We start from the raw sequence: 23,861 nt of genomic DNA, 5'->3' as shown, positions 1-23,861 counted from the left end.
TTACTGTTGAGGGCATGGCCCATAAGGCGAGACAGAGAACATGACGTTGCAAGAAACGCCCCTAGAAGAACTGCTCTCGCTGGTAGGACGGGCCGAACCATCGATCAGCGGCAGTTCGGCATCGCTGCTCGCAGCGCGATTTGGCATAGCTATGGTACGAATGGCTTTCGCGGTGACGCGCAAGCACGGATCGGACGATGACTTGCTTATTGAACAACTGGATTCATTGGCTGCTTGTCTCAACGACGCAACGGAGCATGACCGAGTGGCCGCACAGACGCTGATTAAAACCTTCCGGGAGAATGCCGACGGCTCCATCCGTCGGAATGCCCTCACTGAGGCGTATCGGGCTGGAAGCGGCGGCCGTTGCACGCCATCTCGGTCTCGACGTGACGCTGATCGAAATGGCCGACCGTATCCTCGCCCGTGTTGCCTCGAAGGAGACTGCAGACATCATGCGCGCGATACATAAAGAGCGCGGTGTCGTGATTCGCGAAAAGACCGGCCTTACCCGCCTGATCGGCGAGGATGACCAAGTACGTGCCGCCGAACTTTCCGATGGCACGGTCATCGATGTGGATTTCGTCATCGTCGGCATAGGTGTCACCCCGAACGACCGAGCAAAGGCAAAGGATCTGGCTGTGCTAGGTCTTCGGCCCGCGCCCACGCGTCGCGACGATACGCCTTTGCGGCCGTTCGAGGTGCTATCTCTTGGCGGTCGAACAGGAATGGAGCAAGCAAGTGACAGGCAGGCTGGTAATCGTCGGGGCAGGGCAGGCGGGCTTTGCGCTTGCGGCGAAACTTCGGGCATTGAAGGATACGCGGCCTATCACGATGATCGGCTGACGTCGCCCCGTGTGTCGTAGAGGTGTTTCAGATCGACGTCCAAGACCTCGTGGAGGACTACAAGGAACGCGGACAGCGTCGGATCGCTTGGGTATCAACAGACGAGGCAGCCCGCCGCGTTCGGGAGGTGGAGCTGAAATCTCTCCTCGTGAACTTTAAGCCGAAGCTGAAAGGGTAAAGTCGGCAGCGTGGCATGTGTCTGCGCAGTTCTTTCTGCCAGCCTGTGCGGATCCGCTGGTAGGCGCGTCGGACTGCTACGGTGTGTCACTATCGTTACAGTGCTCGATCAAGTTTTCGAGCTGCTTAGATCTCTCTGCATCTGCGGCTACCCCAGCCATCAACCTTCTAATATAGCGCGTCACGATATTTGTTTTGGCGGGGTTTCGTCGAGCAGAATTGCGATCTTTCCGTTTCTCCACTTGTGCCTGCGTAGGACAACGGCAATTTGGTCGATGACGAAGCTTGTCTTGGGTTACGAATGTTCAGATTCAATAAGAGTGGGGCTCTAGAAGCCTTTTACGCATTCGCTGGAAACGAGCCTCAGGCTCAACGAATTTACGAGCAATTCAGTCTGACCAAGGATGAATTCCTGCGCTACCTCGGTCTGGGGATCATCAAGACATCGGGTTTTGCGCAGCTCGCTGACGGGAAGGAAAAGACCAAATGCGAGATCCAACTCGGCAACAAGATCATGTGGATCGAGGTCGCCGAGAACAGAATCGTTGCGCATGATATGCAGCTATTGCGAGGGAAGAACCGGCACACGAAGGCCGGCGGTGATTGAATTGAGTTTGACAGATGAGATGGCGGCAAAAGGAGTACCGTGCAAGACCTTGTCCGACCTGGAACTTCGCCTACTGGAATGATGCAGCCGGGTCATCCGGATCGACGCACGGCTGTCATCCATCGCGGGGAGAGGTTCCGTTACTCGCCACTCTCATGGCAAGAGCTGATGACATGATCGTCAGCAGGGGAGCAAGCAGTGGCCGACGCCATATCCTCTCTCGTCGCTGTGGGTGCAGTTGACACCACCCGCAAGCCGATTGGCCTCTTGCAAAGGTTGAGTATGAAGGAACCCGCAACACTCTTCTACGTCACTCGAAAAGGCCATGACCTCTTAATAAAGCAGCGGTTGGACTGCCAACGATAGGTAAACAGTCGCTGGACCCTTTGAGATGCTCAACAGCAGAAAAGCCGACCGGCCACTCATTGCGTGTACGCACAAATGAGCTTCTTCGAATCGCGACAATTCGATACGCTTCGGGTGTCCGCGTTGGCTCACCGACGCCTCCCAGACGTCTCTCGTGTATCGCGCTAACTTGACACCCCGATCAGGTCACCTCGCGGGTCTCTGCGCGCAGATTGGTGGAAGTACTGGCCCTTTGACCAAACAAAGGTACGCCAAATATCTGGAGACGGGGACAAATTGCACTTGAAGTTGAGTGCGGCATTTCTAAAATTCAATTATCGAATTTGGCCTGGAATACAAATGCGCAGTCTGAACGAAGTCTTATATGTAGCTCAGACGACCGGTGAAGCTCCACCCGAAGTCGGCTTCTTCACATGGGACGTTCCCGAAAACGTACTTTACGCGGATGGCGCGCTTGCGGACCTTTTCGGACTGGATCCAGCCGTATCGTCGCAAGGATTGCCTATCGAGACGTACCTAGACCGTGTTCACTCAGAAGATAGACCTCGATTGGCAAAGACGATCCGCGACAGCATCGTAGCGGATCGGCCACAGCAGGAGACCTACCGGGTCATGAACACTGAAGGAAGCTACGTTTTCGTCACCGGTTTTGGCCGTGGCTTCCGAAACCAGGAAGGAGATATCGTGCGTTACGTGGGAATTGTCGTGCCAACATACGTTCAGACAACGCCGAGACATTACTCACACTAGGTCCGACTGAGCCAGGTAAGTTTGGAGGCTCAATGGTCCTTGGCGCTCAGTTCGATTGACTGCAGGCTTTCTAAAATCTTTCGAACACCTGGATGGTCTGTCGAATAGTAGACGTTCTGGGCATCTCTCCGCGTTGCTACCAACTTGTCGTGTCTCAGTCGCGCCAGATGTTGAGAGAGCGCCGACTGGCTAAGCCCGACTCTTTCAGCAAGATCGCCCACGCCAACCTCGCGTTCGGAAATGATTCGCATAATCTGGAGACGCTTGCTGTTGGCGAGTGCTGACAGTAGCTTCGTATGGTGTTCAAGCGTGTCTTTTGCGACCACGACATTCATCCTCATGAGAATCAACTAATGGAGCGGCCACTCATAATCCATTTCTCTAAAGAAAAAAGGCAGGATTAGAGTGGCCGACAAAACTTTTGGAGTTCGCTGTCCATTACGAAATTTTCAGCGAACGCGTGATCCACCTCCTCTGCCCAGGTTTTCTGGCGAGGTAGCCAAAGACTAACCTCGCCCAAACCTGTCACTTGCCGTGCCCAATCGCAGATGCGAACAGTCTTGCCTGACGGTCGGCGAATGCGCGCGGATTAGCTGGTTTGTCCCCATCAAGAATACGTGCTTCGTCAAGCAGCAGCCACGCCGCATCTTCGCGGAAGGCCGGATCGCCGATCGATGCAATGCTTCTAATGCGCTCGCTCTGGGCATTAATCTCCAGGATCGGCTTAGATGCCGTCTGCAAACGCCCCGCGCCCTGGAGGAGCTTTTCGAGCTGGCGATCGGGCCCATGTTCAGACGCCACAAGGCAGACCGCGCTTTCCGTCAACCGATCGGAAACACGCACGTCAGCGACCTCCTCACCAAGGGCGCTACGGGCAAATTCGATAAAAGCCTTCACTTCGGTAGAGGCTTCCCGGCCACTCTCATCAGTGCCGCCCTCGCTTGACACAGCGTTTAGATCGGCAAGGCCCTGGGTAACCGATTTGAATGGCTTGCCCTCAAAATCCGGGACGTTGGTCGGCCAAAAACTGTCCACGCCATCAGTCAGGAGAAGCACCTCGATACCTTTGGCTCGGAAACCCTCAAGCTGCGGCGACGATTTCAACTGGTCCAGACTGGAGCCGCTGATGTAATAGATCGCCGACTGGCCTTCCTTCATTGCGGTCAAGTAATCGGTCAGGCTTCGAGTTGCCTCGTGAGATACGGTACTACGGAAGCGCGCCAGCTTGAGCAACTGCGAGCGACGCTCGAAGTCGTCGTAAATTCCTTCCTTGATAATTGCGCCGAACAGATCCCAGATCTTGGAATACGTCTCGGCTTCGCCTTCAGCCATCTTCTCCAGGGTAGAAAGGATTCGGCTCGTGACACCTTTTTTGATGGCAGCAAGTACAGGGCTTTCCTGGATCATCTCCCGGGAGATGTTGAGAGGCAGATCCGAGGTGTCGATGATGCCGCGGACGAAGCGCAGGTAACGCGGCAGCAACTCGGCTTCGTCGGTTATGAAGACCCGCTTCACGTAGAGTTTCATCCGGCCCTGCCGGTCGGGATCGAACAGGTCGAACGGTTGGGAGCCGGGGATAAAGGCAAGCGTCGTGTATTCGTGGCGGCCCTCAGCGCGGAAATGCACGTTAGCTAGTGGCTCGTCGTACTGCCCAGAGACGCTTCTATAGAAATCGTCGTAATCCTGCTTGGATATCTCGCCCTTCTGCTTGATCCAGAGAGCTGCACCATCTGAGACCTGTGACGGCTCTTCGCCGTCCTTTTCAGCGAGATGGATAGGAACAGGCACGTGTCCGGATTGATCACGGATGATTTTTTCGACGGTCCATTTACTGGTATACTTCTTTTCATCCGGCATGAGATGGAGCACAACACGCGTTCCTCTGGCCGGAGCTTCGGCAAGATCGACGGCTACGACCTGATAACTTCCTTTGCCGTCGGATGACCATTTCCAAGCCTCGCTCTCGCCGGCCCGACGGGAAATTACATCAACCCGATCAGCGACCATGAACGAGGAATAGAAGCCCACGCCGAACTGACCGATAAGCTCCGCCTTTTCTCCAGCTTTGGCCGCCTCCAGTCGCTCGATAAAAGCTTTTGTCCCGGAGCGCGCGATGGTGCCGAGAGCATCAATCATCTCGTCACGGCTCATACCGATGCCGTTATCTTCAATAACGAGCTTTTGCGCCTCTTCATTGAGCGTCACAAGAATTCCCGGCTGGGCTCGATCGGACGACAGCTGAGGCTGGGAAACGGACTCGTACCGCAGCTTTTCGCAAGCATCCGCCGCGTTCGAAATCAACTCACGGAGGAACACGTCTTTGTCCGAGTAAACCGAATGCACCATCATGTGCAGGAGCCGGCTGACATCGGCCTCGAATACGTGTTGCTCGGGCTGCCGTTCCTCAATTCCCGTCATTGAAACCTCCATCGACAAAGAAATCGCCGGTCAAATGGTTTTTCCGGATTAAGAGTTCAAGACCTGGCTACCCAGATGAGCGTCGGGGCAATGTCTCAGGACAGGTTCTGTCCTACCTCTCCCTCAGATGCGGATCGGCAACGTCTCCCGCGTTTTCGATCCGCGACAGGGGCTTTGTGGAAACGGTCCTGCTCTTCGTTGAGCGGAAGACGATTGGCCGGTTGAATTACCAAAACTGCGGTCATGAACGGAAACGAACGGTACTCTCCGCCCGGGAATTTCTAATATTCAATAAACAAAATGATCTACGGCACCCGGGCCCCATATGAGCCATAATCGTGACCCATTGCCGCCAAGACAATCAGTGACCTTCAATGGCTCTGCGCAGCCGAGGTTTTCAAGCTTACGGATCAATGCCGCTACAAGATGGGAAAGCGGTTCACCCTTTCCCTTGCTGCGTCAACTGTCGCCCCTTATCCAACCTGGTTGTTCCTTATGGTACGGTTTCGCAAATTGCCGCGACTGATTTTCTGGGATATTGAGCACATATGTAAGTTGATGGATACACGAATGACTGTTTTCGAAGGTATTGGCAAATCTCGCACGGGGATCGTTGGTTTCGACGAGTTGACACTGGGCGGCTTGCCGACGGGCCGCCCGACTCTTGTTTGCGGTACCGCAGGTTGCGGCAAAACCCTTTTCGCATCCACATTTCTGTTGAATGGCGCGCGTGACATGGACGAGCCGGGCGTCTTTGTAACTTTCGAAGAACGTCCTTCAGATATCATAAGTAACGTTAAGTCGTTGGGCTTTGATGTCGAGCAGCTAGTGGATCAAGGGAAAATCTACCTTGAACATATATCGATTGATCCGTCCGAACTTGAGGAAATCGGTGACTACGATCTCGAAGGTCTATTTCTCCGGCTTGAGCTCGCCATTAACCAGGTCGGAGCAAAAAGAATTGTTCTTGATACAATAGAGAGCCTCTTTTCCGCTTTTACTAACCCCGCCATTTTGCGTGCTGAAATTCGCAGGTTGTTCGATTGGCTCAAGGACAAGGGTCTAACAACAATTATAACGGGTGAGCGCGGCGATGGCTCGCTCACGCGTCAAGGCTTGGAAGAGTATGTCTCGGATTGCGTGATCCTTCTCGACCATCGCGTGCAAAATCAAATTTCTACGCGGCGTCTTCGTATCGTCAAGTACCGCGGCACGGCGCATGGCACCAATGAGGTGCCCTTCCTGATAGACCAGGATGGATTCAGCGTGCTTCCGATCAGCAGTCTTGGCCTCAACCACAAAGTATCGGACGAGCGTATTTCCTCCGGTGTCGAAGACCTGGACGCTATGCTGTCAGGCGGCGGCTTCCACCGCGGAACGAGCATTTTGCTAAGTGGTGTCGCAGGGTCGGGTAAGAGCTCCCTCTCGGCCTCATTCGCGGCGGCTGCATGTGAACGTGGCGAAAAGGCGATCTATTTCTCCTTCGAGGAATCGGTTGATCAGACCGTGCGAAACATGACGTCCATCGGAACTGACCTTCAAAAGCACATAGACTGCGGTCTTCTTCACTACGTCGCTGCCCGACCGACCTTCTATAGCCTTGAAATGCACTTGGCGGTCATGTTGCGCGAGATCGTGCGCTTCGAGCCGTCTATCGTCGTCCTTGATCCAATTTCGGCTTTTATGGGCAGTGGCGAGCAGCCCGAGGTGCAATCGATGCTGCTTAGGATGGTCGATTTTCTCAAATCACGCGGAACGACAGCGGTTTTTACCCATCTGATGCATTCACAGGCCGGCACAACCGAAACCGATGTCGGGCTTTCGTCATTGATGGATGCATGGATCCTGTTACTGAACCGGGAGATAGGCGGCGAGTTCAATCGTGAACTCTACTTGCTAAAAGCGCGCGGGCTATCCCACTCAAACCAGGTCCGCGAATTCGTGATGTCTGACAGAGGAATCAAGCTGCTTGCGCCCTACATTGGTGATGGCAGAGCCCTGACGGGATCGATGCGTCAATCAGAAGAGGCTAGGGCACGACGTAATGAAGTCGAGCGGCGTGCTGAAGTGGCAAGGCAGGCTGAACGCATCAAGCATCGGCGTCGAAAGGCGCTCGCACAGATCGAAGCTTTGCAGGCGGAGCTTGATGCTGATGAGATCGAACTGAATAAGGTTACGGATGCGGAAGATATGTATCTCGAGCAGTCCGCAATGGATCAACAGGAAATGGAGAAAAGCCGTCGTGTAGATGGTTAGGCGATTATGGAAACAAACGAAACACTAGAGGCTCGCGGCCCTAAGAAACTCGTCCTTTATGTTGCTGGAGAGACACCCAAATCGCTTGCGGCGATCAAAAACCTTGAAAAGATTTGCTCCGAGAATCTGCCGGGCAAGTACGTAATCGAGGTCATCGATCTCAAGAAATCTCCGCACCTTGCGCGGGAGCACAATATTGTTGCAATCCCGACCCTCGTGAGGGAATTGCCGACACCGATCAGAAAAATCATCGGCGATCTTTCAAATTCGGAAAAGGTACTGGTCAATCTTCAGGTAAGCGAAAACGAATGAGCAATGGCAGGTCTGACCTTTCGAAAGATGAACTCTATCGTCGGTTGGAGGAGGCGGAAGACATAATTCGCGCCATACGCGAGGGTGAGATTGATGCTCTTGTGATAAGAAAGAGCTCTGTCTCCGACGAAGTCTTCACGCTTGATGGCAACGATTCCTATCGGTCATTTATGGAGGCAATGGACATCGGGGCTGCTGCTTTCGATAGCCATGGTAACCTCCTCTATTGCAACGGCGCTCTTTGCACGCTGCTTGATGTGTCCAAACAGTCCGTCGCCGAAGGCGGGTTTTGGGACGCCTTTGATGACGTAAATCGCGCCGCCGTCAATAACGCCTTGCGGGCAGCTCGCGATCAAAAGACCACCTGCGAGGTGCAGATCAGCGTTGATGGTTCCCTTCGCCGCCTTTTACTGAATTCAGACGCCCTCCAGCTTGGTGTCAACGATGCAGTCGCTGCCACGTTTACGGATATTACGGACCGCATCCAGGCCGAACGAAATCAGGAGGCGGAACGAACGGCGCTTGCTATTCTCGCCTCCGCGGCTGAGGCGGTTGTGGTTACCGACGAAGATGGCATTGTATCACACGCAAATGCCGCAGCGATTGCCCTCGCATCCTGTGATCCCGTCGGTCTGTCTTTTGATAAAGCCTTCGGCCTGGAATTTTCAGCAGCCACCGGTTTGATGCAGGGCGACGATTTCATTGCGCTCGCTGTAGCTGGCCAATCCGTCCAAGGGGTTGAAGCGTTGGCGCCGCGCGGACGCATAACACAGGATGTTCTCGTCAGTGCGGCTCCCTTGCGCGTTGCTGAAAACCAGACGAAAGGCGCAGTGGCGACCCTAGTTGACCTTTCGGCAAGAAAATCTGCTGAGCGCCAGCAACTTCTTCTGATGCGCGAGCTCGATCATCGGGTTAAAAACACCCTCGCGCTTGTCGTGTCGATATCGAACCGGACAGCATCGACCGAAGACAGTATCGAAGGCTTTCGTGAAGCATTCTCAGGCCGCATCCATGCATTGGCTGCTACTCACAACATTCTTGCTGATCGGTCCTGGTCATCTATACGGCTGAGTGAACTAGTGGCCGCGGAGCTTGCGCCCTTTGTTGCCGACTATCACCGAAGATTTTCCATCGACGGAAGCGACGTTGAGATTTTGCCGCGGGCAGCAGTACCCCTTGGGCTGATCATCCATGAGCTGGCAACAAATGCCGCCAAATATGGCGCGCTCACGAGCGAGAGTGGCACAATCTCTGTGCAGCTGGATCCGAATGTCGAGGGCGAAAGCCGGATCATCCGCTGGGTCGAGCGTGGAGGACCTGAAGTCTCGCCACCGACACGAAAAGGATTCGGTCATACGGTCATCGAACGTAGCCTGAAATATTCACCCGCCGGTGGCGCACAAATCGACTTTGCTCCCTCTGGTGTAACATGCTCGATCAGAATACCGGCTGAAGATGTTATGGCCACATCGCCTATCCTGTAAAATTCTGGCAAAGTCGACGGGTTTATGCCCTCGCCTGCCTTTAAGGGAGAGGAAATTAGAATGGTACGGATACGCTGTTTAAGCTCTTGAGCCGATACGAACCACTGACCCGTCATTTTGGCGGCTAACTTCCAGAAGGTTATTCATTCGACCAAACGTTTACCTCCTCATACTGGTAACTATCGACCCGAAGAAACTGTGCTCCCGAATGACATGATTTGAAACGAACAAGCCTCCCGCGGGAAAAAGTGCGGCAGGCCGACGCGAGGCTAAAGCCGAAGCTCCACTAAAGTACATGTCGTCTAGGATCGACCGTTGCAATCCACGCGAACTTGCGTTTATCGGTTTTCCGAGCTGATTTCACTACACCAGGAGCTACCGTGCTTATCCTCGTCCGAGACAACAACGTCGACCAAGCCTTGCGTGTCCTCAAGAAGAAACTTCAGCAGGAGGGCGTCGTCCGGGAAATGCGCTTGCGCGAGCACTTTGAGAAGCCGTCGGAGAAGCGCGCACGAGAAAAGGCAGAAGGCTTCCGCCGCGCCCGCAAACTCGCTCAGAAAAAGCTGAACAAGGAGTTGGGCATTGGTCCGGCGAAGAAGTCGAAACCATCACGATCCAAATAATCGCCGCCTGATTTTATAGGGCTGGCCACCCGGCCAACCAAAGCATCGCCATATACGTCCGGTGATAGACAATGAACCCGCATCAGCAAATACCCGAACGATCCGAACTCTCCGGCCGCTATACCGACAACGGCATCACCGTCATTGTGGAAATCTTCCGGCCCGCAGGCGCAGATGATTGGCGGATGGAGGTGACTAGCTTAGAAGATCAGCTCACCGACTGGAATGAATCTTTCGCGTCAGCTCATGAGGCATGGGAAGAATTCATCTATGTCGTCAATACGGAGGGGATCTCGGTTTTCCTTTAGCGCCTCCCGACTTTATCGAGGAACTGGGATTGGCGATCGACAGCGACAGACGGCGAATGATTTTCGATCAGGTTCGCGCCAAAGCGATGTCGCGGGGCATGCCTATCGACAATAACCCAAAGTTCCTGGCCTGGGTCGATCTATGGATCAGCGGCGAGTACGAGATGTCCGACCTCAGGTCTCGATACAATGACCTCGTGACATGTCGAACCCGGCGATCAAAGTCTGTTAATGGAGTCGATGATGAACTGCCTCAAGATACCGACCCGGATGCCGATTGAAACCTGACGGCGTCTTTTCCGGCAGCCTTTGCATCGTAAAGAAGCGCGTCGGCCTCATTCAGGAGCTCGGACACATCACGCTTCTCGCCTGTCCAAATCCCGCCTATGCTCGTGCGGATGTCGGCGACCTTATTGGAAATTGGGATAGGCTCCCTCATCCGTGCGAGTATCCGCTCAGCGGCCGCTTCGCCTGTGGACCGATCGCCCGCAACAACCACAACGAATTCATCCCCGCCCGTGCGTGCCACAAGATCGGTTTGTCTTACGGCTGAGGTCAGGCGCGCGGCTGTGGTTTGCAGGACGACATCTCCCATCGCGTGGCCATGAGCATCATTGACCTCCTTGAAGCCGTCAAGGTCGAGTGCAAGGACAGCGAAACCGTCAGCAGAAGTTAATGCCGCAAATTCCGTCGACAGCCCACGCCGGTTCAGCAATCCGGTCAACACGTCTGTGCGCGCCGTCTCCTCCAGCATCTCGATCCGACGTCGCTCGTCGGTAAAATCGATTGCCATGCCGACAATCTTCACCGGCCGTCCGTCACTGTCGCGCAAAAGCCTTCGGTCACAACGCATCCACCGTTCGCCGTGGACGGTATCAAGGCGGTACTCGGCGACGTTCTGATCGAGCTCACCGGCGATCAGCGGTGTAAGATCGGCTTGGGCGCCGTCATTGACATTGACCCTGTCGACATAGCGCTCGAGATCGAGGCGCGCGGCCGTCGGGCCTCCGATGAACTGAGCCAGTCGATCCGAGGTCTCGAACTTGCCTGTCAGGATGTCCATCTGCCAGAAACCGCCCCGAACGGCTTCAAGCGCCAGCTCAAGCTGCGCTGCCCGCTCGGCGAGCTGACGCTCATGCTCCTTGTGGCGGGTGATATCCTCGACCTGTGATATGAAGCGTACGACCTTGCCCTCGGCATCGCGCATCGCGGCAACATGGATCAGGACGTGAACGATCTCGCCAGATGGCCGGACGTATCGCTTCTCGATCGTGTAGCCGTCTCGCCTTCCCTGCAGCACCTGCTGAAAGAGGATGAGGTCTGCCTCGATATCGTCCGGATGGGTAAAGTCCCTGAAATGCGTTCCCAGTACCTTTTCGAGCGGAAGCGACAGAAGCTTGGCGAAAGCTGCGTTGCCGCGAATAATGCGCCCCTCTAAATCGACCAGAGCGATCCCTATCGGAGCATTCTCGAACGCAAAGTCGAACAGCGCCAGCCGGGTTTCAGGGTCGTCGGCCGTATACGGTTCCGCTACCATCTTTCCTCCAAAGACAAGAGCATCACGGAGATACGTGTGTTTTAGGGGATGATAATCAAGGTGTTGGCCAGCATTACCACACAACGGCAGCCTGCATTTGCGCCGGCTTCTTGATGTCAGACACCTTCGAAATTATCTCGGGGCTTATCGGAATAATCGAAGCCGCTGAAATGGGTCGACTTTCGAGGCCGGTTAGATCAGGGAGGAAAACATGAACAGAGGGAGCCGGGGTCTTTCCACGAGCGACATGCGCACACTGAGAATGCTGTTGGGCCGCTACGCCGCGCGATACCATCTCGCCGGCCCGGAGAAAAATGACTTGATCGAACGAACGTTTCAGGCGTTGGCGAGCAATCCGGACATTTTTTTCGAGATCCCAGTTGAAAAGGTCGCCGCAGAAACGATGCACCGTATCTACACCGGCCGTTAGATCAACGGCCATTCACCATATCTGTCACATTGTCATTTTCATAATAAAGCAGCTGGTCATACTGTATGGCCCCGGCCAAAAGAGCGAGCCCATTCGCCGGCTGGTTAGGGTTCGTCAGGAGCAAGAATCACCAGCGGCGATCACTCTTTCGGTGTCGAACGTATATCTGACCTTTTGTCCGTCCTTTCAAATCCCAAGCGCCTCGAGATATTCGAGCTCATCGGCCAGCGTGAGTGGGACGTGAGTTCCCTTGCTCAAAAACCGAACATGAGCCAGTCCTCGCTGTCGCAGCATCTAAAAAAGATGCGGGATCTCAAGGTTGTCAGTGCAGGCCGGGACGCGCAGACCGTCTATTATTCGTCGCAGAACGAAGGCGTGGCCACGATCCTGGCCTCACTTACACAGATCTTCGCGTCCCGCAAGACCGTCGAACCCGCGACCTGAGCGACGGATGGTGCCGCGGTCTGGGTTAGACTTCGCCTGCCCCAAGAGCGGTGCTTCAAGGGGTCCATAATCGCCAGAGCGGACAGGTCTCGGCCTCACAATCCACCGATCTTCGCGTCCGTTCGACGCCGAAGATGAGGCGGGACATCTTCGAGCTCAGCGAGCTTATTGTTCTGCTTTAAAAAAAACCCGAAAGTTCTCGCGGGCCGCGTCGATCGGCCGGTGACCGCCCGCCGCTTCACGATAATATCGGACAAGGGTCTCGTAAGTGAGGTTGCGCTTCTCCCGGGGCCACTCGTCGAGAAAATCGAACACATCATTCAGTCCGACGATTTCCTGCGCAAGATACCGGCGCTGTGCACAGATGGGCTGGTCGAATTGAGCGAGCAACATACCGACCTCCTTTTTTTGCTCGGAACAGACTGATCACTGAAGCCGGCCCCAGATCGGGCCGGCTAATAGCACGCTTTGATTCGTCCTCGGTGCTCGGGTTAGGCGACCTTGCGATCGGCTTCGAGCCGGAGCGGCTCGCCGGCGGATGAAGCGGCTACGATCTCGATCTTGCGCGGTTTCATGGCTTCGGGCACCTCACGCTTCAGGGCAATTGTCAGCAGGCCATTCTTCAGATCGGCCCCTTCCACCCTCACATGATCCGCAAGCTCAAACTTTCGCTCGAAAGAACGACCGGCGATGCCGCGGTGGAGATATTCGCCCTGCAGCTCTTCGGCTTTCCCGCCTTTGATCACCAGGACATTGCGCTCCTGAGTGATATCCAGATCCCCTTCGCCAAAACCTGCCACCGCCATCGTGATGCGATAGTCGTCTTCGCTGGTCTTGACGATGTCATAGGCCGGCCAGGTCTCTATTGCGTTAAGGCGCTGCGTATTGCTGAGCAGATCGATCAGGCGGTCGAAACCAATGCTCGAACGATAGAGCGGGGCAAAATCAAGTTCAGTTCTCATAACCATATCCTCCGTAAAGCAACATGGAAGGAAGCGGGAAATCCGCCTCCTCGGTCAGCCGACCCCTCATTGGCCGTCGGCGTTGACCGATTTGGTTTTTGAGATTTTGTCGTTCAAGACCCCTATCGAAAATTTTTCGGGCTCCCCAAAGCCATCTTGTTCGTTGGACATCCGATCCTATTTCGAGTCGCGATCTTTGACTTGGGAGCATTGGGATGGATGATGGAATGACCGAAACGTTTTTCGAAGCCGACGTTGAGATTTTGCCTCCGCATCACGCCACTCAACACGAGACGGCCATTTGCCGTTGCTGCTGTCGCCAGCGTCCCAACTCCGCCATGGACGAAGACGGCTGCGGCATTTGTAACGAATGCTTGGCACCTTAGCCATTCGATAGAAAAGCAGGCGTTGCACCTCTGGCGGCAAACTGAAGCTGAAAAGAAAATGAAAAATGGCTGGTATCACGGATTGAATGGATGATCGCCGGTCATCCATCTGTCCTTAGGTGGCGCGCAGGAGCGCTAGTTTCCGAAGCCATAAGTGCGAACCTCGTACGGCAACGTACCGATGCCGCGATGGTCTCAAACGTCAGGAACAACGCCTACGCTTAATCTTCGTCGCCTTATTCCAGCATAAGCGCACGCTGGCTCATCTGAGGCAACGCGGTCATTGATCTCAAGGAAAAGCAACCGCGGTCAACGGTGATGGAAGGCGCGTTCGTTTGCCTGGATCGTGCTGAAGAGCTGATCGCCACCTTTCATAATGTCGCCCTGCAAGAGTGCGCGGCGTCGGATGCAGCGGTTCATCCCACCGCACGCGAGTTGTGGTCCGGAACAACAGAGCGGCCACCGTGTTCCCCTCGATAAGGCTACCCATTAAAGGACATAGCGGATGAAGACACTTGGTATCGCCTACGCCGGAACGCTCATTTCATTTCTGCTCATCGATGCGATCTGGCTTGGCGTCCTTGCGAAGAACTTCTATCGCGACCAGCTCGGAGACATGATGCTGTCGACCCCGAACTTCGCGGTTGCGGCGGTATTTTATCTATTCTTCGCGATCGCTATCGTGCTCCTAGCGGTCCGCCCGGGTCTCGAAGCAGGCTCATTGTGGACGACCGTTGGTCACGGGGCGATACTCGGTCTTGCAGCCTACGGCACCTACGACATGACCAATCTCTCGACCTTGAAGAACTGGCCGGCCCCGCTGACGATCGTCGATCTGGTTTGGGGCACGGTCCTGACAGCCGCTGGGAGCGCATGCGGTTACGCGGCAGCCCGTCAGTTCGGGTAACGGGCTGTGATCTTCTTCACCGGAGACACGCATTTTGCAGATCCCCGCGTATTGCGCATCGATCGTCGTCCATTTCCGGACATGGCATCGCATGACGCTGCAATCGTCGAGAACTGGAATGTTGTCGTCGGGCAAGATGACGACATCTGGCATCTCGGCGACTTCATGTCGGTGAAAGGAGGAGAGTGCGCGGCTCTGCTTGCAAAGCTAAACGGCAGGAAACACCTGATCGTGGGCAATAACGATCCGGGGACGACCACCGGCTCCGATGGATGGCACAGCGTCCAGCACTACGCCGAAATCCGGGAGGGCGGCCATCACCTGATTCTTTGCCACTACGCATTCCGGACATGGAACCAGATGGGCAAGGGATCGATCAATCTACACGGCCACTCGCATGGCCGCTTGAAGCTCGCACCGCGCCAGTTCGATGTCGGCGTCGATTCGCAAGGACTGAAGCCAGTCAGTTTGACGGAAATTCTCGATTCCAGAAAAAGGACCAAAGGCTCTTCCGCCGCCATCTAGCGCGCCGAAATCTATGCCTTTGGTCAGAGATGGCCAGGACAGGTGCGCCTCAGGGATGCTCGTGGCCTTTGGAGGAAGGGCTGGGCGAAGCGTGTTCTCGACGCTTGTCATCCGCCAGGTCATCTTTATCGATCAGGTCCTGAAGGGTTTCGTGTTCGTCTTCGCCGGCCAGTTCATCCAGAGCCTGATCCCAGTGCCGGACCGCCGACCCCTCGGGCCGCCCTTCGTTTTCCCAGATCTGATAAGCTCTTTGCTGAATGCGCTCGTATTGATCCCTGGCCATCGTCCAACCTCTTGAGACACCCTGAAGTCATGGCATTCGCCTGCGAGCATAAGTGCGCACATGCCAACAAGTTCCTCGAAAGGAGCGCCTAGCTGGATCGGCATTGCCCGACTTCGCGAACCAATCCGCTGGATAATCGTTTGGAACGGACGATGGATGGAGACAGGATGATGACCGCAGCAAAGCAACGGGAGATCCAGGAACAGGTCGCCGAGGCAGATGAGCAGGAGGTGTTACCTGAGCCGCGTGCCATGCAGGCCGGCGCCCGGCGATAGCCTGAGCCGCCCTCCCCGCAGCGACACCAGGACAAGCCCGGCGGCGAGGCAGCACTTGTGCCGGCGACCATGTATGACGCGCCGTTTTATATCGGCTCGGCCAAGCTGAAGGACATGGTTGCTCTCATCACTGGTGGCGATAGCGGCATTGGAAGATCCGTGGCGGGTCTGTTCGCCCGCGAGGGTGCCGACATCGCGATCGTCCATCTTGATGAGGATGAGGACGCTGCGCAGACCGCCGCCGCTGTCGAGAAAGAAGCCGGACGCTGCCTGGTGATCAAAGGAGATGTGAAGGAGCCGGCCTTCTGCCGCGACGCTGTCGAACGGACTGTCGCCGAATTCGAAAAGCTCGATGTCCTCGTCAACAACTCTGCCTTCCAGGTCCATACCTACGACATCGCCGATCTGACCGAGGATCATTTCAACGAGACGTTGAAGACAAATCTCTACGGGTATTTTCATATGGCACGCGCCGCCGTTCCGCATCTCAGAAACGGTTCGGCCATCATCAACACCGGGTCTGTCACCGGCTTCGATGGCGAAAAGACGCTGCTCGATTACTCCATGACCAAGGGCGGCATTCATGCCTTCACGAAGTCACTGGCATCGCAGCTCATTCCGGAAAGGCATCCGTGTCAATTGCGTTTCGCCCGGCCCTGTCTGGTCGACGCTCAATCCGAGCGACAAGGAGCCGGAAGAGGTTACCGAATTCGGCTCAGGCACGCCGATGAAGCGCCCGGCCACGGGCCGCAGAACGAGAAGGATTAGCAGCGCTGACGCGATTTCAGTCCAGCCAACGTTTTCCAGCAGGCCCACAGTGATTGAACCACCAAAGGCAAGCAGAAGGAGCATCATCGCAATGCGCTTGATCTGCTCGGTGATATCATGCATATCGCGTTGAAAGTCATGGTCCCGATGTGAGTTTCGCAAAGTCAGCGCGGTCACGAAAACGGCGAAGAACCCCTAGCACTGCAGAATCTCGGACACGCCATAGGAGACAAAGGTGGCGGCAATCGCGACGAGACCATCACCGGTTTTCGCCAGGTATCGCCGGGCATCCTGAACGTTATCCACCCAAAGATTTTCCCTACGATCCAGCCGCACCCGATGCCTGCGATCGTTTCTCAAAATACGTGCAATGTGAGCCAACTGGTGAACCAGTCTTCCCCACTGTCGGCGAGGCTCAGAACAATCGCCAGATGTACGAACGGAAATGCAAAACCGTCATTTAGTCCCGCTTCCGAAGTGAGAGCGAACCGACGGTGTCTTCTCCTCCCTCCTGCGGTCCGCCAACCTGGATATGGCAGCAAGAACCGGATCAGTCGGTGACAGGCTTGCCGCCAAAAGCAGCGCGCCGAGGACGCTGAGGCATAGAAAGCCCACTCCAATGAAGAGAAGGACCAGAATGCTCAACGGCATCGTAATCAGTAGTAACCTCCAGGTTATTTCCCATCCTTTGAACGAGAAGCGCCGATCGATTTTCAGGCCAGCACCCATGAGGGCTATGATCACGACGAATTTTGTGAGGCGTTCGGTGGCATACTGATGAGAATTCGGGAGTGGGTCCAATCCAACATAAGGGACGGTATAGATTAGTCCACCAATCGGCAGGCAAACGATGGGCAGCGACAACGGGAGGCGCCGGAGAGCCAGTGGCAACCAGACCACAAGCGCTATGAGAAATCCGGCACCCGCCAAACCGACGACATAAGGATCCAGCTTCCAACCAAAAAAATCCAACTGTGCGCCCTTAGACGCCCAACGGATCATCGCGACCGTGCACGAGGGGACCAACTCGGGCTCGTTATTTCTCTTGCTCTACACGTGAAGCTGTTGCCGCCATAAATGTTCCATGACAGACGGTACCCGGGCGCATCCGCAAGGTTGTTCCGCTCCGTCGTTTTTGAACTCGACGATCAGTTATAAGCACTCTGGTCAACCAGTAGGACGCAGGCTTCGAACGATGGATGATGCGAAACAGTGCCTCGATGGCTCAGGGCTCGTTGGCGGCGGACAAGCCGGTGATGCCATCAGGCAGATGGACTGGGGGTCGACACCGCTTGGGCCAATTGGCTCATGGCCCGCGGAGTTGAGGGCGAACGCCCAGACAATGCTGGCGTCACCAGTGCCGATGGCAATTATTTGGGGTCCAGAAGGAATTCTCATCTATAACGATGGCTATGCGGCGATTTGCGGACCGCGCCACCCGGCGGCGCTGGGCGGCAAGCTGCTGGACGTCTGGCCTGAAGCCGCCGACTTCAATGCACGCGTGATTGCTGCAGGATTGCGTGGTCAACCGCTGAGCGTCCATGCTCAGGAGCTTGAGCTCTGGAGGCATGGCAGGGCGGAACAGGTCTGGATGGACCTGGAGTATCTTCCGATAAGAAACGGCAGCGGCCAGCCGATCGGCTCGCTTGCCATGGTCTTCGATATCACGCAGCGCGTGCTCGCGGAACGGCGGCTGGCGCAAAGCGAAGAACTATATCGGTTCCTCGACGATCTTGGCCAGGCTATCGCCGGCCTGCAGGACGCTAACGACGTCCTCGCCGTCACGACACGTATGGTCGCCGCGCATTTGGACCTCTCCAATTGCGCTTACGCCGATATGGATCCCGATCAGGACGGCTTTACAATCCGCGGCAACTGGCACGCGCCTGGATCGCCCTCGATCATTGGACATTACAGCCTTGCCGATTTCGGCAAGCTTGCGGTTCAGGAATTGTCGGCAGGCCGCTCCCTGATCATCAACGACAATCTCAATGAGATTGCGCCTGAAGAGGCGAAGACTTTTCAGGATATCGGCATCACTGCGACGATCTGCATGCCGCTGGTAAAAAACGGCCGGTTAGCCGCTTTGATGGCTATTCATGACAGGAAGCCGCATAAATGGTCCGGCTATGAACTGAATCTTATTCGCGAAGTCACGGAAAGATCATGGGCGCATGTTGAGCGCGTCGGGGCTGAAGCCAACCTTCGCGCAAGCGAAGAGCAACTGCGGCTCGCCATCGATGCGGCGGAAATCGGCCTTTGGGACGTGGACGTGGTTGCGGGCACTCTGTTCTGGCCGCCGCGCGTCAAGGCAATGTTCGGGATTTCGCCAGACGTGCCTGTCTCCATGCAAGACTACTATAGCGGCCTTCATCCAGACGACCTTGAACGGACTTCAATCGCCTACGCGGCTGCGGCGAACCCGGACGTTCGCGCCGTTTACGACGTCGAGTATCGGACGATCGGCAAGGAGGACGGTATTACCCGCTGGGTCGCAGCAAAGGGGCGTGGTGTATTCGAGGGCGACCGCTGTCTGCGGGTGATCGGAACTGCGATCGACATCACCGAACGCAAAAAGACAGAAGTAGCCTTACGCGAACTCAACGACACCTTGGAAGCTCGCGTCGCCGAGGGTCTGGCCGAACCTAAACTCTTGGCCGATGTCGTTGAGAATACGACAGCCATCATCTTTGTGGCGGACCATCGATATCGTTGGCTGGCGATGAACAAGGCGGGGGCCAAAGCTTTCGAACAGGTCTATGGCGTGCGCCCGGTGATCGGGGCGTCCATGCTCGACGTGCTCGATCATCTGCCTGAGCAGCGCGAGCATGTGCGTCGCACATGGTCTCGCGCACTTGCGGGTGAAGAATTTACACTGCTGGACGAGTTCGGAGACGGCAACCTGTCTAAGCGCTGGTTCGAGCTGAACTTCAATGTTCTGCGAGATGCTGCGGGACATCAGATCGGCGCTTATCAGATCGCATACGACGTCACCGAGCGCCTGGCAGAGCAACGTCGCCTGGCGGATGCAGAGGAACAGCTTCGACAGTCGCAGAAGGTCGAGGCACTCGGCCAACTGACCGGTGGTGTCGCGCATGACTTCAACAACTTGCTGACCCCCATCATCGGCTCGCTCGACATGCTCGTGCGCAGACAGATTGGCAACGATCGGGAGCGCAAACTGATCGGTGGCGCGCTACAGTCGGCCGAGCGGGCCCGAATTCTCGTCCAGCGACTTCTCGCGTTCGCTCGGCGACAGCCGCTTCAGCCGACTGCGATTGACGTGAAAACGTTGGTAACCGGCATGGGTGAATTGGTCAGTAGCACCACGGGTCCGCAAATCCTGGTCGCAATCGATACCCCAGAACATTTGCCGGCTGCACGCGCCGACTATAACCAGGTGGAGATGGCGCTCCTGAACCTAAGCGTCAACGCAAGGGACGCAATGCCGACTGGCGGCACATTGCGCATCACTGCGAGTTCCCGCGAAATTCTGGCCGATGCGGAGAGCGATCTGAAACGTGGCCGCTACGTGACAATCTCGGTAGCTGACACCGGTGAGGGGATGAGCGAAGAAACCATGGCTCGCGCAATCGAGCCCTTTTTCTCGACAAAGGGCTTGGGACAAGGGACCGGACTTGGCCTGTCGATGGTGCACGGTCTTGCTCAGCAACTTGGCGGAGGCATCCGTATCTTCAGCCGGCAGGGGGTAGGCACGAACGTCGAGCTCTGGTTGCCCGAGGCCGACGTTGCCCCTGTTCCTTTTCCGAAGAGTGTGGACGCAACCGCTGCGTCTCCTACCCATCGCGGAACAGTATTGCTCGTCGACGACGAAGATGTTGTCCGCAGCAGTGCAGCCCATATGCTGGACGAGCTCGGTTTTGAGGTCGTGGAAGCGTCCAGCGGAGAGGCCGCACTGGCGGCGCTGGACCGTATGCCGGTCCTGAAACTGCTTGTCACGGACCATCTGATGCCGGGCATGGATGGGGTAGAGCTGGCGCGCCGTGTGAAGCTCACCCGGCCGGAACTGCCCTGTCTGATTATTTCAGGATATGCGGACGTTGGGGGTATCGCACCTGATGTGCCCAGACTGACGAAGCCATTCAAGGTCGAGGAACTTAGGGAAGCCTTGGCCACATTGAGGTCCGGATCTCAAAAGCCTTAAAGGACACGAACCGCCTACCCGTCATTTGTTGGCTTTATCCCACCTTGTCAACCACTTGGTCGGAGCGACCGATATGGGGGCCGTTACCGGATCGCCCGCCTAGCCAAGAAAGCTAAAAAAGCGGTTTTGAGCTCCGTGCGGTCAACGGACATCCCGGGAAATACACTATTGGAAATACATTCTTCCGACAATATCTCATTCGCGATGACAGTTAGGAATGTTTGGAAACTTCGGGCATTCTCGAGCATTCGAAGCGGGAGGCGCAGGCAGTGCAGACGTCCGAAAATATCAGGCTGCTGGAGCACCGTCTGGCTGAGGCAGCGGCGCAACTCGCCACAACCGAGGCCGCGCATCGCGCACGGGAGAAGAAACAAGCTTTTTTGCTTGAGCTGAGCGTCGCCCTGAGGCCGATTTTAGACGCACGGGACATTCTGGGCGTCGATCGAGCAATGTACGCTGAAGTGGATGGCGCTCTGGGTGCGGAGACCGGCACCATCCACGCCCAGTTCGTGCGACCGTCCGCCAACGACGGTCGTGCGACGGTCGGAGTTTCCCCACCAGTTTACCTCCCATCAGTTCGGTGTTCATACAATGGACGCCCGCTACCGAAGCGTGCCGTTGATCGTAATGGACGTTTCGAGCGATCCGGCTATTGGACCGGCAGAGTTCCGGCTCCATCCGACGGATTGCCCCAGTGACGCTAAAGCGAGCCGGTACACGTGCGCTGTAACGGAGAAGTTGCCGCGCCATACGTTTGGTGGTAATAATTACTACCAAACGAAGTCATGTAGCTATGCCCAATGTTGAAAAAGTCAGCGTCTCGATGACCCCGCAACACGCAGAGCTGTTGCGCGATGCCGTTAATAGCGGCGCGTATGCCAGCGCGAGCGAGGTTGTACGCGAGGCCATGCGTGACTGGTCGGCCAAGTGGATGCAGAAGCGCGACGATATCGCTAAGCTACGTGCGATGTGGGAAGAAGGCAAAGCGAGCGGACCTGCCGTCGAAGTGGATTTTGATGCAGTGCTTGAGGAAGACAAACTGACCTTCGCGCCGGCCAAGACGCTCAAGGATAAACTAAACAAGTGATCTCTGACATGGAGAGCCCTGCCCTCACGGGCGGGGCACTCCGGATCAGTCCCTGTTGGACCGGGACCAGATGAGGGTGAGGCCTTCCTCGCCTTCGACCTCGATCACCGTTGCGCAGATCGGGGCCGGGAAGCTCGGGGCTTCTTGCTTGACCGAGAGATGGTCGCGGCCTTCGTTCGAAGTTTTATTCCAGGCTGCGCCGAACTCCCTTGCCCCCGCCAGGATGCGGTAGTCGGGTCCTTTATCAGACGTGCGCTCGACGGTCCGGATGGTTGCCAACGTCGGATTCCTTTTCGGTTGTTCGGGCCGCGTCCATCGCGGCTTCATGGCAGTCGATAGGACCGGAGACGAGCGGCCCGCATCTGAAAGGCTGAAACAAGGTGGAGGACGGCCAAGGGGAAGCTTTCTTTGCATTGCGAGGAATGGAAGCGAAACGCACAGGGGAAGGAAACGATGCGGCCGTTGCGGACGCCGATCGAGCCGAGCACAGCGAGGCGGCCTTTGGTCAGACGTACCTCATCGAGACCGCAGTGGACGTGCCAGCTTGGCGGATCAAAGGTTGAGACTATGGCGTCATCTGCGCGGGACAATTACATACATGTCTTCATCGCCCAGCTGACCTGACAGAGTACTTAGCCGAAACTTCCTGTCGGGGAACCTCTGTGGGCTGCCGCGTGACTCGGCCGGAGGTACTCAGCGTGACCGTAGCCGCCCTCAGGAGCCGAGCTCGACTTAAGCGCTGTTTCTAGTGAAGGAGCAGGGCTTGCGCTCCTCCTGATAGCAGTTCCAAAGTCTCGGTTCGACGAGTACCTGCTCGCGTGTGGTCCCATGGACAACTGGACCTTGCCTTTGCCGGCATTTTTCGCCGCATACATGAGATTGTCGCCGGCGATGATCAACTGCTCGGCTGAGCGACCATCGCTTACGTCAACGAAGAGTGCCCCCACGCTGCAACCTACCAGATAACCGGTCGACGAGAGCGCCGCCGTCAATTCGGTATGAAGGTCTTGCGCCGTTCTGATCGCTTCGCCATGGTCGGCGACGGCTATGGCGATCGCAAACTCGTCGCCGCCGAGCCGCCCTGCAATCTGCGCCTCGGACGTGAAGCTGTTAGCAGACGCTGCAAATGCCGTCAGCACCAGATCGCCTGCAGCATGGCCATGCTGATCGTTGACGCCCTTGAACCCGTCCAAATCAATGTAGGCTATGAGGAGCGGTCGGCGCGGTCCGATCGTGCTGGACAACCGCAGTCTCAGTTCGTCCTCGAATGCTTTGCGGTTATACACGCCAGTCAGCGGATCATGTGTAGCCAGGTAAGCTACTCGATCATGTGAGCGCTTGAGACCCATGACGACCGCCGCGTTGACACCAAACGAAATCAATCGCCCGACATTGTTGTTGAAACCGATCCAGAAGTCAGGGTCGGGACTGAACATCGGGTAACGTAGCCCAGCGACTATTGCGACAGCCACTGTGAACAGAAGGGCTTGTCGCGTGCTTAGCGTCCAGCAGGCGATGGTCACTGGGACGATATAAAGCGCCGCCATCGATAGCTGTTGCTGGTAGGTGCCGACGTCAAGCAGCAGGGCAACCAGAGTGACGGCGAGCAGGATCGCCCATCGCTGGCCGACCGGGCGTTCTCGCAGCCAATCTCCCAGTTGCTCCGCCAGGCTTTCCTTCCTGGGTTCGGTAGAATGCTCGGTCGTCAATCTGTTTATCCTGTAGGTGGCGATAGTTTCCCGTCGAGCCCGGATCGCTCGGCGTTGAGCAAAGCGTGGCGATCCACGCATGATTACGAACGGTAAGGTGTATTAGCGAGCGGGAAGAGTTTCAGAGGGGCCGACGTGGGTGCGTTGATCAGATGGAACGGTGCGCGCCGGTAAGAGGGGGCTGGTGATGAAGCGTTTCAAGTGGATGTCCTACTGCGATTTCAGCGAGGAAATGT

The 23,861-nt window shown here is 56.2% G+C and carries 21 protein-coding genes and 5 pseudogenes; 16 read left to right on the top strand and 10 right to left on the bottom strand.

All coding sequences use genetic code 11. The features are described from left to right. Positions 1-344: 344 nt before the first annotated feature. The 4 genes and pseudogenes from HNQ72_RS21455 to HNQ72_RS21445 all read left to right on the top strand — a co-directional run. Positions 345-620, top strand: a pseudogene (locus HNQ72_RS21455) (FAD-dependent oxidoreductase); the annotation flags it as partial. A gap of 218 nt (positions 621-838) precedes the next feature. Next, positions 839-1,024, top strand: a pseudogene (locus HNQ72_RS30615) (NUDIX hydrolase); the annotation flags it as partial. Between the two features lie 267 nt (positions 1,025-1,291). Beyond that, complete coding sequence (locus tag HNQ72_RS21450) at positions 1,292-1,630, top strand: hypothetical protein (RefSeq protein ID WP_183995147.1); 339 nt, start codon at positions 1,292-1,294, stop codon at positions 1,628-1,630. A 705-nt stretch (positions 1,631-2,335) separates the two neighbouring features. Continuing rightward, entirely contained in the window at positions 2,336-2,746 is a 411-nt protein-coding gene (locus HNQ72_RS21445; RefSeq protein ID WP_183995146.1) for a PAS domain-containing protein, read from the top strand. A gap of 29 nt (positions 2,747-2,775) precedes the next feature. Here HNQ72_RS21445 and HNQ72_RS21440 read toward each other — a convergent pair whose 3' ends face one another. Then, positions 2,776-3,081, bottom strand: coding sequence for an ArsR/SmtB family transcription factor (locus tag HNQ72_RS21440; protein ID WP_183995144.1), 306 nt, complete (start codon positions 3,079-3,081; stop codon positions 2,776-2,778). A 190-nt stretch (positions 3,082-3,271) separates the two neighbouring features. After that, positions 3,272-5,164 (bottom strand): molecular chaperone HtpG, encoded by a 1,893-nt coding sequence (htpG, locus tag HNQ72_RS21435; protein ID WP_183995142.1) that lies wholly within the window; start codon positions 5,162-5,164, stop codon positions 3,272-3,274. A gap of 570 nt (positions 5,165-5,734) precedes the next feature. Between htpG and kaiC the strand changes: the two genes are divergently transcribed. From kaiC to HNQ72_RS21405, 6 genes are all read left to right on the top strand, one after another. Beyond that, complete coding sequence (gene kaiC, locus HNQ72_RS21430; protein ID WP_183995140.1) at positions 5,735-7,420, top strand: circadian clock protein KaiC; 1,686 nt, start codon at positions 5,735-5,737, stop codon at positions 7,418-7,420. 6 nt (positions 7,421-7,426) lie between these two features. Beyond that, the gene (locus tag HNQ72_RS21425; RefSeq protein WP_183995138.1) at positions 7,427-7,732 is read left to right on the top strand and encodes a circadian clock KaiB family protein; all 306 of its coding nucleotides are present in this window, start codon (positions 7,427-7,429) and stop codon (positions 7,730-7,732) included. Next, positions 7,729-9,216 (top strand): sensor histidine kinase, encoded by a 1,488-nt coding sequence (locus HNQ72_RS21420; RefSeq protein ID WP_183995136.1) that lies wholly within the window; start codon positions 7,729-7,731, stop codon positions 9,214-9,216. Before HNQ72_RS21425 ends, HNQ72_RS21420 begins: the two co-directional genes overlap by 4 nt. A gap of 380 nt (positions 9,217-9,596) precedes the next feature. Continuing rightward, positions 9,597-9,839 (top strand): 30S ribosomal protein S21, encoded by a 243-nt coding sequence (gene rpsU / locus HNQ72_RS21415; RefSeq protein ID WP_183995135.1) that lies wholly within the window; start codon positions 9,597-9,599, stop codon positions 9,837-9,839. A 71-nt stretch (positions 9,840-9,910) separates the two neighbouring features. Then, entirely contained in the window at positions 9,911-10,147 is a 237-nt protein-coding gene (locus HNQ72_RS21410; RefSeq protein WP_183995133.1) for a hypothetical protein, read from the top strand. 29 nt (positions 10,148-10,176) lie between these two features. Further along, a complete protein-coding gene (locus HNQ72_RS21405; RefSeq protein ID WP_183995131.1) occupies positions 10,177-10,428 on the top strand; it encodes a hypothetical protein in 252 nt (83 codons plus the stop codon). Here HNQ72_RS21405 and HNQ72_RS21400 read toward each other — a convergent pair. Together HNQ72_RS21400 and HNQ72_RS21395 are read right to left on the bottom strand one after the other, a co-directional pair. Then, complete coding sequence (locus HNQ72_RS21400) at positions 10,401-11,684, bottom strand: diguanylate cyclase domain-containing protein (protein WP_183995130.1); 1,284 nt, start codon at positions 11,682-11,684, stop codon at positions 10,401-10,403. The genes HNQ72_RS21405 and HNQ72_RS21400 overlap by 28 nt on opposite strands. Before the next feature lie 73 nt (positions 11,685-11,757). Continuing rightward, positions 11,758-12,126, bottom strand: coding sequence for a hypothetical protein (locus HNQ72_RS21395; RefSeq protein WP_183995128.1), 369 nt, complete (start codon positions 12,124-12,126; stop codon positions 11,758-11,760). Positions 12,127-12,288: 162 nt separating this feature from the next. Here HNQ72_RS21395 and HNQ72_RS21390 point away from each other — a divergent pair, with 162 nt between their 5' ends. Beyond that, the gene (locus tag HNQ72_RS21390) at positions 12,289-12,558 is read left to right on the top strand and encodes an ArsR/SmtB family transcription factor (protein ID WP_210319677.1); all 270 of its coding nucleotides are present in this window, start codon (positions 12,289-12,291) and stop codon (positions 12,556-12,558) included. A 165-nt stretch (positions 12,559-12,723) separates the two neighbouring features. Here HNQ72_RS21390 and HNQ72_RS21385 read toward each other — a convergent pair whose 3' ends face one another. Both HNQ72_RS21385 and HNQ72_RS21380 read right to left on the bottom strand, forming a co-directional pair. Further along, positions 12,724-12,951: a DUF982 domain-containing protein gene (locus HNQ72_RS21385; protein ID WP_244654641.1), complete on the bottom strand. Its 228-nt coding sequence runs from the start codon at positions 12,949-12,951 to the stop codon at positions 12,724-12,726. 98 nt (positions 12,952-13,049) lie between these two features. Beyond that, positions 13,050-13,520, bottom strand: coding sequence for an Hsp20 family protein (locus HNQ72_RS21380; RefSeq protein ID WP_183995126.1), 471 nt, complete (start codon positions 13,518-13,520; stop codon positions 13,050-13,052). An 891-nt stretch (positions 13,521-14,411) separates the two neighbouring features. On the opposite strand from HNQ72_RS21380, the gene HNQ72_RS21375 reads away from it, so the two are divergent. Both HNQ72_RS21375 and HNQ72_RS21370 read left to right on the top strand, forming a co-directional pair. After that, positions 14,412-14,813 (top strand): DUF2177 family protein, encoded by a 402-nt coding sequence (locus tag HNQ72_RS21375; protein WP_183995124.1) that lies wholly within the window; start codon positions 14,412-14,414, stop codon positions 14,811-14,813. A 6-nt stretch (positions 14,814-14,819) separates the two neighbouring features. Further along, positions 14,820-15,338, top strand: a complete 519-nt coding sequence (locus HNQ72_RS21370) for a hydrolase (protein WP_183995122.1) — start codon at positions 14,820-14,822, stop codon at positions 15,336-15,338. A gap of 109 nt (positions 15,339-15,447) precedes the next feature. Here the strand turns inward: HNQ72_RS21370 and HNQ72_RS21365 are convergent. Next, positions 15,448-15,621: pseudogene (locus HNQ72_RS21365) on the bottom strand (DUF2934 domain-containing protein); the annotation flags it as partial. Positions 15,622-15,773: 152 nt separating this feature from the next. On the opposite strand from HNQ72_RS21365, the pseudogene HNQ72_RS21360 reads away from it, so the two are divergent. Beyond that, a pseudogene (locus HNQ72_RS21360) lies at positions 15,774-16,797 on the top strand (SDR family oxidoreductase). A gap of 323 nt (positions 16,798-17,120) precedes the next feature. Here the strand turns inward: HNQ72_RS21360 and HNQ72_RS21355 are convergent. Next, positions 17,121-17,636 carry a cation:proton antiporter domain-containing protein gene (locus tag HNQ72_RS21355; protein ID WP_183995118.1) on the bottom strand — a complete coding sequence of 172 codons (516 nt, stop codon included), beginning with the start codon at positions 17,634-17,636 and terminating at the stop codon, positions 17,121-17,123. Between the two features lie 163 nt (positions 17,637-17,799). On the opposite strand from HNQ72_RS21355, the gene HNQ72_RS21350 reads away from it, so the two are divergent. After that, positions 17,800-20,829: a PAS domain-containing protein gene (locus HNQ72_RS21350; protein WP_244654642.1), complete on the top strand. Its 3,030-nt coding sequence runs from the start codon at positions 17,800-17,802 to the stop codon at positions 20,827-20,829. Between the two features lie 793 nt (positions 20,830-21,622). Continuing rightward, positions 21,623-21,916, top strand: a complete 294-nt coding sequence (locus tag HNQ72_RS21345; protein WP_183995116.1) for a type II toxin-antitoxin system ParD family antitoxin — start codon at positions 21,623-21,625, stop codon at positions 21,914-21,916. Between the two features lie 45 nt (positions 21,917-21,961). Here HNQ72_RS21345 and HNQ72_RS21340 read toward each other — a convergent pair. Next, positions 21,962-22,192: pseudogene (locus HNQ72_RS21340) on the bottom strand (DUF736 domain-containing protein); the annotation flags it as partial. A gap of 356 nt (positions 22,193-22,548) precedes the next feature. Further along, on the bottom strand, positions 22,549-23,625 hold the full coding sequence (locus tag HNQ72_RS21335) for a GGDEF domain-containing protein (RefSeq protein ID WP_183995112.1): 1,077 nt from the start codon (positions 23,623-23,625) through the stop codon (positions 22,549-22,551). Between the last annotated feature and the right edge of the window lie 236 nt (positions 23,626-23,861).

The organism is Aliirhizobium wenxiniae (assembly GCF_014201355.1).
Classification (GTDB): Bacteria; Pseudomonadota; Alphaproteobacteria; order Rhizobiales; family Rhizobiaceae; genus Neorhizobium; species Neorhizobium wenxiniae.
Note: the sequence above shows the minus strand (reverse complement) of the source record. Positions and strands in the feature narration are given on the sequence as shown.